The sequence below is a fragment of the Cupriavidus pauculus genome (assembly GCF_002858765.1).
In the GTDB taxonomy this organism is placed as follows: domain Bacteria; phylum Pseudomonadota; class Gammaproteobacteria; order Burkholderiales; family Burkholderiaceae; genus Cupriavidus; species Cupriavidus pauculus_B.
The window spans coordinates 176,603-190,822 of the sequence record NZ_PJRP01000006.1; the positions used below are offsets into that span (position 1 = coordinate 176,603).

15 protein-coding genes are annotated in these 14,220 nt (G+C 66.3%); 9 read left to right on the forward strand and 6 right to left on the reverse strand.

Features of this window, described 5'->3' with window-relative positions:
• The 3 genes from CYJ10_RS15070 to pruA form a co-directional block, all read right to left on the reverse strand.
• The coding region (locus CYJ10_RS15070) for an ATP-binding cassette domain-containing protein (protein ID WP_146002049.1) at positions 1-326 on the reverse strand (326 nt) is incomplete at its 3' end.
• Positions 327-398: 72 nt separating this feature from the next.
• Positions 399-1,610, reverse strand: a complete 1,212-nt coding sequence (locus CYJ10_RS15075; protein ID WP_101682291.1) for an ABC transporter substrate-binding protein — start codon at positions 1,608-1,610, stop codon at positions 399-401.
• Positions 1,611-1,659: 49 nt separating this feature from the next.
• On the reverse strand, positions 1,660-3,285 hold the full coding sequence (gene pruA, locus CYJ10_RS15080) for an L-glutamate gamma-semialdehyde dehydrogenase (protein ID WP_101682292.1): 1,626 nt from the start codon (positions 3,283-3,285) through the stop codon (positions 1,660-1,662).
• Positions 3,286-3,403: 118 nt separating this feature from the next.
• Here pruA and CYJ10_RS15085 point away from each other — a divergent pair, with 118 nt between their 5' ends.
• Positions 3,404-4,075 (forward strand): GntR family transcriptional regulator, encoded by a 672-nt coding sequence (locus tag CYJ10_RS15085; RefSeq protein ID WP_101682293.1) that lies wholly within the window; start codon positions 3,404-3,406, stop codon positions 4,073-4,075.
• A gap of 95 nt (positions 4,076-4,170) precedes the next feature.
• Here CYJ10_RS15085 and CYJ10_RS15090 read toward each other — a convergent pair whose 3' ends face one another.
• Entirely contained in the window at positions 4,171-4,773 is a 603-nt protein-coding gene (locus CYJ10_RS15090; RefSeq protein WP_101682456.1) for a helix-turn-helix domain-containing protein, read from the reverse strand.
• A 98-nt stretch (positions 4,774-4,871) separates the two neighbouring features.
• On the opposite strand from CYJ10_RS15090, the gene kbl reads away from it, so the two are divergent.
• Complete coding sequence (gene kbl, locus CYJ10_RS15095; protein ID WP_101682294.1) at positions 4,872-6,074, forward strand: glycine C-acetyltransferase; 1,203 nt, start codon at positions 4,872-4,874, stop codon at positions 6,072-6,074.
• Complete coding sequence (locus CYJ10_RS15100; protein ID WP_101682295.1) at positions 6,071-7,054, forward strand: NAD-dependent epimerase/dehydratase family protein; 984 nt, start codon at positions 6,071-6,073, stop codon at positions 7,052-7,054. The genes kbl and CYJ10_RS15100 overlap by 4 nt, the downstream gene beginning before the upstream one ends.
• A 45-nt stretch (positions 7,055-7,099) precedes the next feature.
• Here the strand turns inward: CYJ10_RS15100 and CYJ10_RS15105 are convergent, their stop codons facing one another.
• Complete coding sequence (locus CYJ10_RS15105; protein ID WP_101682296.1) at positions 7,100-7,585, reverse strand: type II secretion system protein; 486 nt, start codon at positions 7,583-7,585, stop codon at positions 7,100-7,102.
• On the reverse strand, positions 7,560-7,997 hold the full coding sequence (locus CYJ10_RS15110) for a type II secretion system protein (protein WP_101682297.1): 438 nt from the start codon (positions 7,995-7,997) through the stop codon (positions 7,560-7,562). Before CYJ10_RS15110 ends, CYJ10_RS15105 begins: the two co-directional genes overlap by 26 nt.
• Positions 7,998-8,137: 140 nt before the next feature.
• Here CYJ10_RS15110 and CYJ10_RS15115 point away from each other — a divergent pair, with 140 nt between their 5' ends.
• From CYJ10_RS15115 to CYJ10_RS15140, 6 genes are all read left to right on the forward strand, one after another.
• Positions 8,138-8,602, forward strand: coding sequence for a MarR family winged helix-turn-helix transcriptional regulator (locus tag CYJ10_RS15115; RefSeq protein WP_101682298.1), 465 nt, complete (start codon positions 8,138-8,140; stop codon positions 8,600-8,602).
• A gap of 5 nt (positions 8,603-8,607) precedes the next feature.
• A complete protein-coding gene (locus tag CYJ10_RS15120; RefSeq protein ID WP_101682299.1) occupies positions 8,608-10,584 on the forward strand; it encodes an FUSC family protein in 1,977 nt (658 codons plus the stop codon).
• The gene (locus CYJ10_RS15125; protein ID WP_066740578.1) at positions 10,584-10,793 is read left to right on the forward strand and encodes a DUF1656 domain-containing protein; all 210 of its coding nucleotides are present in this window, start codon (positions 10,584-10,586) and stop codon (positions 10,791-10,793) included. Before CYJ10_RS15120 ends, CYJ10_RS15125 begins: the two co-directional genes overlap by 1 nt.
• Positions 10,790-11,764, forward strand: a complete 975-nt coding sequence (locus tag CYJ10_RS15130; RefSeq protein ID WP_180862941.1) for an efflux RND transporter periplasmic adaptor subunit — start codon at positions 10,790-10,792, stop codon at positions 11,762-11,764. The genes CYJ10_RS15125 and CYJ10_RS15130 overlap by 4 nt, the downstream gene beginning before the upstream one ends.
• Positions 11,761-13,254: an efflux transporter outer membrane subunit gene (locus CYJ10_RS15135; protein WP_101682300.1), complete on the forward strand. Its 1,494-nt coding sequence runs from the start codon at positions 11,761-11,763 to the stop codon at positions 13,252-13,254. The genes CYJ10_RS15130 and CYJ10_RS15135 overlap by 4 nt, the downstream gene beginning before the upstream one ends.
• 122 nt (positions 13,255-13,376) lie before the next feature.
• A complete protein-coding gene (locus CYJ10_RS15140; protein WP_257993357.1) occupies positions 13,377-14,135 on the forward strand; it encodes a MetQ/NlpA family ABC transporter substrate-binding protein in 759 nt (252 codons plus the stop codon).
• Positions 14,136-14,220 lie beyond the last annotated feature (85 nt).

Consider the following 14,220-nt stretch of genomic DNA (forward strand, 5'->3'; position numbering starts at 1 on the left):
AGCTGGCGCTGCAGGCCGATGCGCACGTTCTCGCGCACGGTCAGGTGCGGGAACACGGCGGAAATCTGGAACGAGCGGATCACGCCGCGCCGCGCAATCTGGGCGGGCTTCTCGCGCGTGATGTCGATGCCGTTGAAAAGGATGGTGCCCGTGGTGGGCTCCAGGAATTTGGTGAGCAGGTTGAAGCAAGTGGTCTTGCCCGCGCCGTTCGGTCCGATCAAGGCATGGATCGAGCCGCGACGCACCTGCAGGTCCACACCGCTGACCGCCGTGAAGCCCTTGAAGGACTTGGTCAGGTTGCGGACTTCCAGTACGTTGGTAGTCATTCGTTCGGGAGATAGGGACGTGGGTTTTCTCCCCTCTACCGCCAGCGGGAGAGGGGAGAAGAAACCGTGGGTTTACTTCTTGATGAGCGGGCAGCGCGATTGCGACAGCGGCTGGAAGGCTTCGTCGGCCGGCACGGTGGCCACGAGCTTCAGGTAGTCCCACGGCGACTTCGAGTCCGCGGGCTTCTTCACTTCCATCAGGTACATGTCATGCATCATGCGGCCGTCGGCGCGGATGTAGCCATTCTTGGCAAAGGCGTCGTTGATCTTCGCCTTCTTCAGCGCAGCCATCACGGTGTCCGAATCGTCGCTGCCTGTGGCCTGCACGGCCTTCAGGTACTGCAGCACGGCCGAATAGGTGCCGGCGTGGACCATGTTCGGCATGCGCTTCATCCGGGCGAAGAAGCGGGTGCCGAAGTCGCGCGTCTGCGGATTCAGGTCCCAGTACCACGCGTCGGTCATCTTCATGCCCTGCGTCAGCTTCAGGCCCAGGCTGTGCACGTCGCTAATCGTCATCAGCAGGCCCACCAGCGTCTGGTTCTTGGGCAGGCCGAAGTCGTTGGCCGCCTTGATCGCGTTGATGGTGTCGCCGCCGCCATTGGCCAGCGCCACGACCTGGGCCTTGGACGCCTGGGCCTGCAGCACGAACGACGAGAAGTCCGATGCGTTCAGCGGATGCTTGATCTGCCCCACCACGCTGCCGCCCGACGCCTTCACCACGTCGGCGGTGGCGGTTTCCAGCGACGCGCCGAACGCGTAGTCGGCGGTCAGGAAGTACCAGCTCTTCAGGCCCTGCGTGACCATGGCCTTGCCGGCCACGTTGGCCAGCGCGTACGTGTCGTACACGTAGTGCACGATGTACGGCGAGCATTCCTCGTTCGTGTGGCGCAGGTTGGCGCCGCCCGTGATCAGCGAAATGCGCTTCTTTTCCGAGGCGATGCGCGATACGGCCAGCGCAACCGACGAATTGGGCAGGTCGACGATGGTGTCCACGCCGTCACGGTCGATCCACTCGCGCGCGCGGGCGCTGCCGATGTCGGCCTTGTTCTGGTGGTCGGCGGTGACCAGTTCGATCTTCTTGCCGGGCAGGCCGTTGCCAAAGTCCTCGATGGCCATCCTGGCGGCTTCGACGGACCCCTTGCCGGCGTAGTCCAGATAGACGCCGGACAGGTCGGTCATCACGCCGATCTTGACGACATCGCCCGAAATGGCCGCGCTGGCGGCGCCGGCAAAGGCGGACAGGCTGCACGCCAGGGCGGCGGACAGCAGGGTGGCTCGCTTCATCTTCTTATCTCCGTGGTGGTGTGGCTCGAAATCAGTCAGGCGGGCGGTCTCAGGCCGCCATGTGCGGGTAGCGGTAGTCGGCCGGCGGCACGAACGTCTCCTTGACCGTGCGCGGCGACACCCAGCGCAGCAGGTTCAGCGGCGACCCGGCCTTGTCATTGGTGCCGCTGCGGCGCGCGCCGCCAAACGGCTGCTGGCCCACCACGGCGCCCGTGGGCTTGTCGTTGATGTAGAAGTTGCCGGCGGCAAAGCGCAGGGCGTCGGACGCCTGTGCGATGGCGGCGCGGTCTGTGGCAAAGACGGCGCCGGTCAGCGCGTACGGGCTGGTGCCGTCCACCAGTGCCAGCACTTCGGGCCACTGCCTGTCGGCGTAGACGTAGACGCTCAGCACCGGGCCGAACAGCTCGGTTTCCATCAGCGTGTGGCGCGGGTTGTCCACTTCGAGCACGGTGGGGTCGATGAAGTAGCCCACGCTGTCGTCGGCGCGGCCACCCGTTACCACCTTCACGGCGCTGTCCTGCGCGGCACGTTGCAGGTGTCCGGCGATGCGGTCGAAGGCGCGACGGTCGATCACGGCACCCATGAAGTTGGTGAAGTCGGTCACATCGCCCATGCGGATGGTCTCGACCATGGCCACCAGGCGCTCGCGCACCTTGGGCCACAGCGAAGCGGGGACGTAGGCGCGCGACGCGGCGCTGCATTTCTGGCCCTGGTATTCAAAGGCGCCGCGCAGCAGCGCCACGGCCAGCGTGTCCGCGTCGGCGGACGGATGCGCCAGCACAAAGTCCTTGCCGCCCGTTTCGCCAACCAGGCGCGGATAGCCGCGATAGCGCAACACGTTGCGGCCTACCTCGCCCCACAGCGTGTCGAACACGGCAGTCGAGCCGGTGAAGTGGATGCCGGCCAGCTCCGGACGCGCCAGCACCGCGTTGCTGACCGCCACCGGGTCGCCGGGCACGAAGTTGATGACGCCCTTGGGCAGGCCGGCGGCCTCCAGCAGCTCCATGAACAGGTAGTTCGACAGCGACGCCGTGGCGGCCGGCTTCCACAGCACCGTGTTGCCCATCAGCGCCGGCGCGATGGCCAGGTTGCCGCCGATGGCCGTGAAGTTGAACGGTGTCACGGCATAGACGAAGCCTTCCAGCGGGCGGTACTCGAGGTGGTTGCGCAGGCCCGGCGACGAAATCGGCTGGCCGGCGGCCAGTTCGTGCGCGAACTGCACGTTGAAGCGCAGGAAGTCGATCAGTTCGCAAGCTGCGTCGATTTCGGCCTGGTAGGCGGTCTTGCCCTGGCCGAGCATGGTCGCCGCGTTCAGCTTTGCGCGCCACGGGCCGGCCAGCAGGTCGGCCGCCTTGAGGAAGACAGCCGAACGGTCGGCCAGCGAGGCCTGGCTCCAGTCGCGCTGCGCCGAGACCGCGGCGCCGATGGCGGCATCGATGGTTGCCTGATCGGCGTTGTGGATGCGGCCCAGGCGTTGCGCGTGGGCGTGCGGGGCGCAGACGTCGGTGGTGTTGCCGCTGGCAATGCGCTCGCCGCCGACCACAGCGGGAATCTCCTGGACGCGGGCCTGCTGGACGGCCAGTTCGGCGGTCAGGGCTTGGCGTTCGGCACTGTCCGGCGCGTACGACAGAACGGTTTCGTTAATGGCTTTTGGATAGAGATTGTTTGCAGACATATACGACTGTTAGGCTATTGGATATGTGGTTTACTAAATTGGATCCAATATAGCAGCGCAAATATTCAGGCACAATAGGGACCTCACTCGAATCGCACACCGATCTCCAGCACTTCCCATGTCCACGCAAACGGGCCGCGCAAGCGCCCCTACCAAGGGTTTACCCCAGATCATTCGCGACCAGCTTCGCTTCGACATCCTGAAAGGCACGCTGCCGGCCGGTGCCCAGTTGCGCCAGGACGCACTGGCCGAGCGCTTCAATGCGAGCCGGATTCCGGTGCGCGAGGCGCTGCGCCAGCTTGAAACGGAGGGATTGGTGACCTACCAGCGCAACCGTGGCGCGGTGGTGTCAGGCATGGATGTGACGCAGATCTGCGAGCTGCTGGATATCCGCGTGGCGCTGGAATGCCATGCGGCGCGGCTGGGCGTGCCGAACATGGTCCAGCAGGATTTCCAGCAGATGCAGGAAATCCTCGACGCGTACTCGCAGTCGGAATCGCTGGTGGAGTGGGCCGAATACAACAGGCGCTTTCACCTGGCGCTGTGCGCGCCGGCCAACAACCGCAAGCTGCGCCGGCTGATCGAGGAGTTCTGTCTCAATACAGACCGCTACACGCACGAGCAGATGTCGCTGGCCACCGGCAAGGAAGGGCCGCAGGCCGACCACTACCGCATTCTGGAAGCGTGCAAGGCGCGCGATGCGGAGGCGGTGGCGAAACTGCTGGAGGAACACATCCTCGAAACCAAGCGCAACCTGCTGGCCAGCGAGCGGATGAAGGAAGAGGATTGAGAGGGTGCGGCAGGGCGACGGGTTGAGGTCGGCGGGCGTGGCCGGGCGGCCTGGATGACCGCGGTGGCCGCGGCAGCCCTGGCAGCTCCCGTCCCTTAGCCCGGATGCACGACGACCAGCAGCGCCGTCGCCACGCTCTTGCCCGGATTGGCAATCGCATGGGTCACATCCGCGCCGTAGCGCGCGGTTTCGCCATGCTTCAGTTTCTTTTCATCGCCCGCTGACCGCACGGTCATGGCCCCGCCAAGCACCGACAAGTGCTCTTGCGTACCCGCCTCGTGCGGCTCGGACGCCAGCACGCCCCCCGGCTGGATCGTCAATTCATACCATTCAAAGCGCCCGGCCAGGTCGATCGGCCCCAGGATGCGCAGTTCGCAGCGCCCGTCCGGGCTTTTCAGCGCCGGCACCGCGTGCGCCTGAACCACCGTCACGGCAGGCGCCGAGGCGGATTCCGACCCCTGCGCCAGAAAGTCCGTCAGGCTCACACCTAGCGCATTGGCCAGCCGCCACAGCACCGCCACGGTGGGATTGGCCAGGTTCCGTTCGATCTGCGACAGCATAGACTTGGAGACACCGGCGCGACGCGACAGGTCGTCCAGCGACAACTGCTGGCTTTGCCGCAGCGCCTGCAGGGCGCTGCCCACCGCCGGCGGGCCATCGACGGCCGCAGGCGGCTTGACGGATGAGGGTTGCGTCATCGACATCTGTTCGTTATAGTACACAACACGTTCGATATATAGAACACGTTCGATTTATCGATCGAACGATCCGAGACACTACCATTGGGAGTCTGGCCATGTCGAGTGCCGAGGCTTTTTATGCATCGATCCGCGCCGAAGTCGATGCCATCCGCGACGCGGGGCTGTACAAGCGCGAGCGCATCATCGCCACGCCGCAGGGCGCCACCATCCGCACGGCGGACGGGCGCGAGGTCATCAACCTGTGTGCCAACAACTATCTTGGACTGTCGTCGCACCCGAAGGTGATGGAAGCCGCCCACGCCGCGTTGCGCACGCATGGCTACGGGATGTCGTCGGTGCGCTTCATCTGCGGCACGCAGGACGTGCACAAGGAACTGGAAGCCAGGCTGGCCAGCTTTCTGGGCACCGAAGACACCATCCTCTACGGCTCGGCCTTCGATGCCAACGGCGGGTTGTTTGAAACCCTGCTGGGCCCCGAAGACGCCGTAATCAGCGACGAACTGAACCATGCGTCGATCATCGATGGCATCCGCCTGTCGAAGGCGCGCCGCTACCGCTACAAGCACAACGACCTGGACGACCTGCGCGCGCAGTTGGAGCAGGCCGACGTCGAGGGCGCACGCTTCAAGCTGGTATTCAGCGACGGCGTGTTCTCGATGGACGGCACCGTGGCGCGCCTGGACGAGATCCGCAAGATCTGCGACGACCACGGCGCGCTGCTGGGCATCGACGAATGCCATGCCACCGGCTTCATGGGCAAGCGCGGCCGCGGCACGCACGAGGCGCGCGGCGTGTTCGGCAAGATCGACATCATCACCGGCACGCTAGGCAAGGCGCTGGGCGGGGCATCGGGCGGCTTCACCGCTGCCCGCAAGGAAGTGGTCGAACTGCTGCGTCAGCGATCGCGGCCATACCTGTTCTCGAATACGGTGGCGCCGGCCATCGTGGGCGGCAGCATCGCCGTGCTGGACCTGCTGGAAGCCAGCACCGAACTGCGCGACCGCCTGGAGCAGAACACGAAGTTCTTCCGCGACGGCATCGTGAAGCTTGGCTACGACATCAAGCCCGGCGACCATCCGATCGTGCCGATCATGGTGTACGACGCTGAAAAAGCGCAGAAGCTGGCCGACCGCCTGCTGGAACTGGGCGTCTACGTGGTGGGCTTCTTCTATCCCGTGGTGCCGAAGGGCCAGGCGCGCATCCGCGTGCAGATGAGCGCGATCCACGATGAAAGCACGTTGCGTCCCGCACTGGACGCGTTCGCCCAGGCCGGGCGCGAGCTGGGACTGATTCCATGACTGACGCAGTACACAACGCCGTGCCGAAGATCCTGATCATCGGCGCCAACGGGCAACTGGGCTCGGAACTGGCGCTGGCGCTGGCCGAGCGCTATGGCCGCGAGCAGGTGGTGACGTCCGACGTGGTGCCCACCGGGCGCCACGTGCACATCGCCCATGAAATGCTCAATGTCACCGACCGGGGCGAGCTGACCACGGTGATCGAGCGGCATGGCATCAACCAGATCTACCTGCTGGCGGCGGCCTTGTCCGCCACGGGCGAGAAGGCGCCGCAATGGGCCTGGAACCTGAACATGACGGGCTTGCTGAACGTGCTGGAAGCCGCGCGCCATCATGGCATCCAGCGCGTGTTCTGGCCCAGTTCGATTGCCGCGTTCGGGCCCACCACGCCGCGCGTGGATACCCCGCAGAAGACCGTCATGGAGCCCACCACGGTCTATGGCATCTCCAAGCAGGCCGGCGAGGGCTGGTGCCGCTGGTACTTCGAGAACCACGGCGTGGATGTGCGCAGCCTGCGCTATCCGGGCCTGATCTCGCACAAGACCCCACCCGGCGGCGGCACCACCGACTATGCGGTCGACATCTTCCACTACGCGGTGCGCGGCGAGCCCTATACCTGCTTTCTGAACGCCGACGAGCGTCTGCCGATGATGTACATGCCCGACGCCATCCGCGCCACGCTGGAGCTGATGGACGCCCCGCGCGACGCGGTGCGCGAGCGCGGCAGCTATAACCTGGCCGGCATGAGCTTCACGCCGGCCGAGATTGCCGCGGCGATCCGCAAGCGCGAACCGGGCTTCGAGATCCGCTACGAAGCCGATTACCGGCAGGCCATCGCACAGGGCTGGCCCGACTCGATCGATGACAGCGCCGCGCGGCAGGACTGGGGCTGGCAGCCGCAATACGGCTTGCAGGAGATGGTCGACGACATGCTGGAGAACCTGCGGGCGACGGCCGGCGCGGTGGTCGCGGCGGGCTGACTGCGCGATGACGGCAGGGTGGCGCCACGATGACGGCGCGGCCCTTCAGTCCTGGTCGGGCTGTCCGGGCCAGTACGCGAAGCGCCAGTCCGCATAGCTGCCGGCCTGGGCAAAGGCGGCTTCTTCCACAGCGAAGTTGCCCTGCCTGAGCGGCCGAAGGGTCGACAGGCTGTGCACGCCCAGGAAGCCGTCGCCAGGCGCTGGCAGGTACTGCCAGTCTCCGCCGGTCATGGGGTCGCGCCATGCGCGGCGCAGCCATCGACGCGGCTGGCTGCCGCGCAGGTCCTCCACCAGGTCGTCGAGCGTGCGCGGATAGCTGCCGTCGCCGTTCTCGACATAGCGCCGGATCGCCACCTGAATCTCGCGGCCCACGTGATGCAGCGTAATTTCCCGCTCGCGCTGGGCGCGCATCCGCCAGACATCGCCAACCTTCATCAGGTAGATGCCCGTCACCGCCACGGCGACCAGACACAGCACCAGCGCAAAGCCGCGCCGGCGCGCGGCGCTAGAGATCCTCGAACGGCGTGCCATCGCGGGTCTGGCCAGGGGCGGTACTTCGCACATCGAAAACGCCTTCGGGTGCCTGCCGGTCATAGGCAGTGCCGTCCGACATCGGCGGGGAGACGAACCGCCACGCCGTGGTACTGCGCAGGATCGGGTCCACCGGAATCTGGCGCAGATACGACTGCGCCACCAGTGCTTCCAGCGATGGCGGATAGTCGCCATGGTCGGCGTGGAACCGGTCGATGGCTTCACGCATTGTCAGCAGGTTGTGCCGCAGGACCACTTCCTCGGCGCGGTCGGTCTGGGTCGCGTAGCGCGGTACGACCAGTGTCATCAATGCGGCCATGATGGCCAGCACCACCAGCAACTCGATCAGCGTGAACCCGGCACGCGTGTGCGTGTTGGCCGATGGGCCGGGGCGGCTGGCGATGCGTCTCATTGGCTGAATTCAAAGGTCGGCGTCGCCGGACGGGGCGGGCGCTGAGTCGCCGGCGCCTATGTCGCATGAGCCGCTTGCCATGAACTAGTTCGCAAAGAAATCATTTGCATTCTAATTAATTCACGTCTATCATTCGACCCATGCCACAGATCGATGCCCTCCGATTCGCCTTCACCGGCCAGCTGATGCTGTCCGGTCGACAATGGCGACAGATCAGCCAGGCCGCTGTTACCGCCCACGGCATCTCCGCCGCGGCCGCCGCGCCTTTGCTGTTTATCCGTCGCCTTGGCGGCGGCGTACGCCAGGTAACGCTGGCCGACTACGTGGGCGTCGAAGGTGCCACGCTGGTGCGGCTGGTAGACCAGCTTTGCGCGGCCGAACTGGTGCGCCGCGAGGTGGATCCCAGCGACCGGCGCGCCAATGTGCTGTCGCTGACCGATACCGGCGAGCGCATGGCCGAGCGCATCGAAGTGGAACTCAAGCAACTGCGTGCCGAGGTGTTTGCCGATGTCAGCGAAGCCGACATGGCCGCTGCGCTACGGGTGCTCGACGCGCTGTCGCGCGCCGCGGCGGCCGCTTCGGCATCGGGCAAGCAGGAGTCCTGAGCGTCATGATGAGTTGGCCGTCCGCCAGGGACTGGGTGTTCTCGTTCAAGGCGTTTATCGCCGCGATGCTGGCGCTCTACATAGCGATGTACCTGGGACTGCCCCGTCCGTACTGGGCGATGGGCTCCGTCTATATCGTGGCGCACCCGCTCACGGGGGCCACGCGCTCCAAGGCGCTGTATCGCGTGCTTGGCACGCTGCTTGGCGCCGCTGCCGGCATTGCCATGGTGCCGCCGCTGGTGAATTCGCCGCCGTTGCTGATGGGCGCCGTTGCCATCTGGGTGGCGTGCCTGCTCTACGTGGCGCTGATGCATCGCACACCGCGCAGCTACGTGTTCATGCTGGCCGCCTACACGCTCCCGCTGGTGGCGCTGCCCTCGGTCGACAATCCAGTTGGCATCTTCGACCTTGCCGTGGCCCGTTCCGAGGAAATCTGCCTGGGCATCCTGTGCGCCGCCGTGGTGGGCGCCGTCATCATGCCGGCCAGCGTGGCCAACGTGCTGCGCGACAAATCTCGCCAATGGATGTCCGATGCCACGCTGTGGGCATCGGACATGCTGTCGCCGGCGCCTGGCGCCTCGGTATCGCGCCATCACAGCCGCCATCGGCTGGCCGCCGATATCCTGGCGCTGGACCAACTGATCAGCCAATTGAGCTACGACGCCGAGAGCGCCGCCCGGGTGCGTGCCGCGCGCGAACTGCGCGGCCGCATGACGATGCTGCTGCCGGTGATGGCGTCGTTTGCGACGATCGTCGAATCGCTGCAGGCCTCGGGTGGCTTGCCCGCGCCGCTGGCCGCGCAGATGCAGGCCGTGAAGGACTGGATCCAGGCTGGGGCCGCCCCCGATGCGCGTCCGGTGCTTGCGGCATCGCCGGTGCAGGCGGGCTGGGACGCCGCGCTGGTGACGGCAGCGGAAGACCGGCTCCAGCAGATGCTGGCGCTGTGGCACGACTGCGTCACGCTGTGCCGCCGCCTGGGTGAAAAGCATATCGAAGGCCAGTGGGTGCCCGAATTCCTGCGCTGGGAAGTGGGCCGTGCGCGCCACTACGATCACGGCATGCTGCTGTTTTCGGTCGTGACCGTGGCCATGGCGATCTATGCGATGGGCATGGTGTGGATCCACACCGGCTGGGCTGACGGGGCGGGCGCGGTGGCGCTGGGTGCGATCTCCTGCTGCTTCTTTGCCGCGCTGGACGAGCCCGCGCCGATGATCCGCTCGTTCTTCAACTGGAACGTGGTCTGCCTGCTGATCTCGCTGGTGATGCTGTTTGCGGTGCTGCCCATCGCGCATGACTTCGAGATGCTGGTGCTGATGTTTGCCGTGCCGTACCTGATCATCGGCCTGCTGGTGGCGCAGCCGCGCCTGGCGATGATCGGCATGCCGCTGGCGGTGGTCACGGCCAACGACATCGGTATCCAGGGTGCGTACAGCGCCAACTTCCAGTCGTTCTTCAACAGCAACGTGGCCGGCATCGCGGGTATCGCGTTCGCGCTGGTGTGGACGCTGGTGGTGCGGCCGTTCGGCACCCGGGCCGCCACGCGCCGGCTGGTGCGGGCCGGCTGGAGCGATATTGCCGATAACGCGCTGGGCAAGCATCCCGATTCGCATACGGTGCTGCGCGCCCGCATGCTGGACCGCCTGGCGCAGTTGGTGCCGCGGCTGGCCGCGAGCGACAGCGAAGTCTCGACCGATGGCTTCAGCGAGGTGCGCGTGGAACTGACCGCCCTGGCCCTGCAGCGCGAGATGGCCGATATGCCGGCCGACGAACAACATGCCGTGCGGCGCGTGCTGCGCAGTATTTCCACCTACTACAAGGCGCGGCTCGATGGCGCCGCCGATGCGCCGCCCGCCGCGCTGCGCACGCGCCTGGCCAACGCGCAGGACAAGGTGCGCTCGCGCGTGGCACTGGCCGCGCTGGTCGACATGCAGGTGGCCCTGTTTCCGCCGGCGCTGCCGGCAACCGTTTCCGGAAAAGCATGATGCCCGGTGAAATCAGTATCTACGGCGTGTTCATCCCCAGCCTGCTGGTGTGGATGCTCGCGGCCTTTCTCATCACGAGTGCCGCACGCGCGGTGTTGTCGCGCGTGGGCTTCTACCGGCTCGTGTGGCACCGATCCCTCTTCAATCTGGCGCTGTACGCGATCATCCTCGGTGGGGTGGTTGCCATGGTGCCGTGGCTGCAATCATGAAACTCAGACTCTCTTCGCTCGGGCCGGTGGTGTTGACGCTGGCCGTCACCGCCGTTGGCGCGGTCGTTGTCAAACACCTGTGGGACTACTACACGGTGGCCCCGTGGACCCGCGACGGGCACATCCGTGCCGACGTGGTGCAGGTGGCGCCTGACGTTTCGGGGCTGGTCACGCGCATCGCCGTCAAGGACAACCAGCACGTGAAGGCGGGCGACGTCCTGTTCGAGATCGACCACGAACGCTATGCGCTGGCGCTGCGCCAGGCCGAAGCCACCGCCGCGGCCGTGCGCGCCAACCTGGGCCAGGCACGCCGCGAGGCATCGCGCAGCCAGAAGCTGTCTGACGTGGTGTCGAAGGAAATCATCGAAGAAGGCCTGGCCAAGGTGCAGCAGGGCGAAGCCCAGCTGGCCCAGGCCGATGCGGCCATCGGCGTGGCGAAGCTGAACCTGGAGCGCACGAAGGTGCAGAGTCCGGTGGAAGGCTACGTGAACGACCGCCTGCCGCGCCTGGGCGACTACGTGGTGACCGGCAAGCCGGTGCTGTCGATGGTGGACTCGAACTCGTTCCACGTGGAAGGGTATTTCGAGGAAACCAAGCTGCAGGGCATCCATATCGGCAGCACGGTCGACATCCGCATCATGGGCGAGAAGCGCGTGCTGCAGGGTCACGTGCAGAGCATCGCGGCCGGTATCGAGGATCGCGACCGCACCAACGGATCGAACCTGCTGCCGAACGTGAACCCCACGTTCAACTGGGTGCGCCTGGCCCAGCGCGTGCCGGTGCGCATCCAGTTCGACCAGATGCCCGAGGACGTGCGCCTGGTGGCGGGCCGTACCGCCACGGTGTCCGTGAAGGCGGATGGCCAGTCGAACGACAAGCCTGCCACGCCGGCGGCGGCTGACAAGAGTGCCTCGCATGACAAGGTCGCGCTGGCCGGCAAGGGCGCGTCCACAACCGGAGTGCTGCAGTGAAACGCTTTGCCCGTGCCACGCTGGCGGCGATGTTGCCGCTGGCGCTGGCCGCCTGCATGACCGTCGGCCCCGACCACAAGGTGCCCGACGACGCCGCCGTGAAGTCTGCGGCGGCCAACGGCCCGTTCGCCCACAGCGACAGCGACGCCGTGTCCATCGCCGACGTGCCGAACGACTGGTGGCGCCTGTACGACGATCCGCATATCGACGACCTCGTGCAGCAGGCGCTCGTCGCCAATACCGACCTGCGCGTGGCCGCGGCCAATCTCAAGCGGTCGATCGCGGTCTACCACGAGGTGGAAGCCGAGAATCTGCCCGAAGCCAAATTCAAGGCCAGCGCCGAGCGCGGCCAGATTGCCGGCGAGCCGCTGCTGCACGAAGAAAAGATCCCGGTGATGAACTTCGGGGACATCGGGTTCCAGGTGTCGTACCTGATCGACTTCTGGGGCAAGCTCAAGCGCGCCGACGAAGCCGCGCTGGCGACCGCCCAGGCCAGCCATGCCGCGCTCGACCAGGCCCGCGTGGGCGTGGTGGCCGAGACGGTGCGCGCCTACGTGCAGGGCTGCACGGCCACGCACGAATTGCACGTGGCCCAGCACCAGCTGGACCTGCAGGAGCGCGGCGTCCAGCTGGCGCAGAAGCTGGTCGATGCCGGTCGTGGCCAGCCCACCGACCTGCTGCGCGCCCAGGCCCAGGCCGATACGTTACGTTCGGCGCTGCCGAAGTATCGTGCCGAGCAGGAGGGCGCGGCGTACCGTCTGGCCGTGATGCTGGGCAAGCCACCGATGGCGCTCGATGTGCAGAGCGTGGCCTGCGAACACGTGCCCGCGCTGAAACAGTCGCTGCCCGTGGGCGACGGCACGGCGCTGCTCAAGCGTCGTCCCGATGTGCGGCAGGCCGAGCGCGAACTGGCGTCCGCCACGGCCAAGATCGGCGTGGCCACGGCCGACCTGTTCCCGCAGATCCGCATTGGCGCATCGGCCGGCTTCACCGGTATTCTCGATCACCTGGGCCAGGCGCCGACCGCGCACTGGGGCTGGGGTCCGGCGCTCTCGTGGACGATTCCGACGAGCGGCACGCGTGCGCGCATCCACAACACCGAGTTTGGGGCCGAGGGCGCGCTGGCGCATTTCGACGGGGTGGTGCTGAAGGCGCTGCGCGAGACGCAGACGGCGTTGTCCGCCTATACGCATGAACTGGAGCGCAACGCGTCGTTGCGCGCGGCGCGTGACAAGGCCGACGAGGCCGCGCGTCAGAACCGGGTGCTGTGGCAGGCCGGCCGGTCGCCATACTTGCAGAGCCTGGATGCCGACCGTACGCTGGCCAACACCGACGCCGCACTGGCTGCATCGGACGCACAGGTGGCCATGGATCAGGTCAATCTCTTCCTGGCGCTTGGCGGCGGCTGGCAGAACGCGCCGGCCATCGCGAGCCGTCCGGTGGTCAAGGAAGCTGGCGAAAAGGCAGAGCATCAACCGGAAGCGCATTGAGGTAAGCTTGCGCCTCGGCCGCGCCTACCCGGTGCGGCCGCTCCTCGATTCCCAGGATAACAATACCTATGAAGATGCTCTCGATCACGAAGACCCTGGCTGCCGCTACCGTGGCATTGGGCATGGTGGCTGCCGGCAACGCGGTGGCGCAGGAACAGACGGTTCGTGTGGGCACCGTGAGCGGCCCGGACGCCGAAGTGTGGCAAGTGGTGCAGAAAGTGGCGAAGAAGAACGGCCTGAACGTGAAGGTCGTGGAATTCAACGACTACGTGCAGCCGAATGCCGCACTCGATGCCGGCGACCTTGACGCCAACAGCTTCCAGCACCAGCCGTATCTGGACAGCCAGATCAAGCAGCGCGGCTACAAGATGGTCAGCGTGGGTTACACGTACATTTCGCCGCTGGGCATCTATTCCAAGAACCTGAAGTCGCCGAAGGACCTGCCGCAAGGCGCCAAGGTGGCCGTGCCCAACGACCCCTCGAATGAAAACCGTGCGCTGCTGCTGCTGGCCGCCCAGGGTGCGATCAAGCTGAAGCCGGGCGTCGGCACGAATGGTGTGAACGCCACGCCGCTGGACATCGCCGAGAACCCGAAGAAGCTGAAGATCGTGGAACTGGACGCCGCCCAGCTGGCCCGCGCGCTGCCCGACGTGGCCGCCGCCGTGATCAACACGAACTACGCGCTGGCCGCCGGCCTGCAGCCGACCGGGAACGCCATCGCGCTGGAAGACATCCACAGCCCGTACGCGAACATCATCGTGGTCCGCACGCAGGACAAGGACAAGCCGTGGGTGAAGAAGCTGGTGGCCGCGTACCAGTCTGAAGAAGTGCGCCAGTTCATGAAGACCCAGTTCAAGGGCGCCATGGTGCCGTCGTTCTAAGCCGCTTCGCGCAATTTGCGCAATAAGCGGACGGCATTGCTGCAACAAGCGAAACGGCAGCCCGGGTTCACGCCCGGGCTGCCGT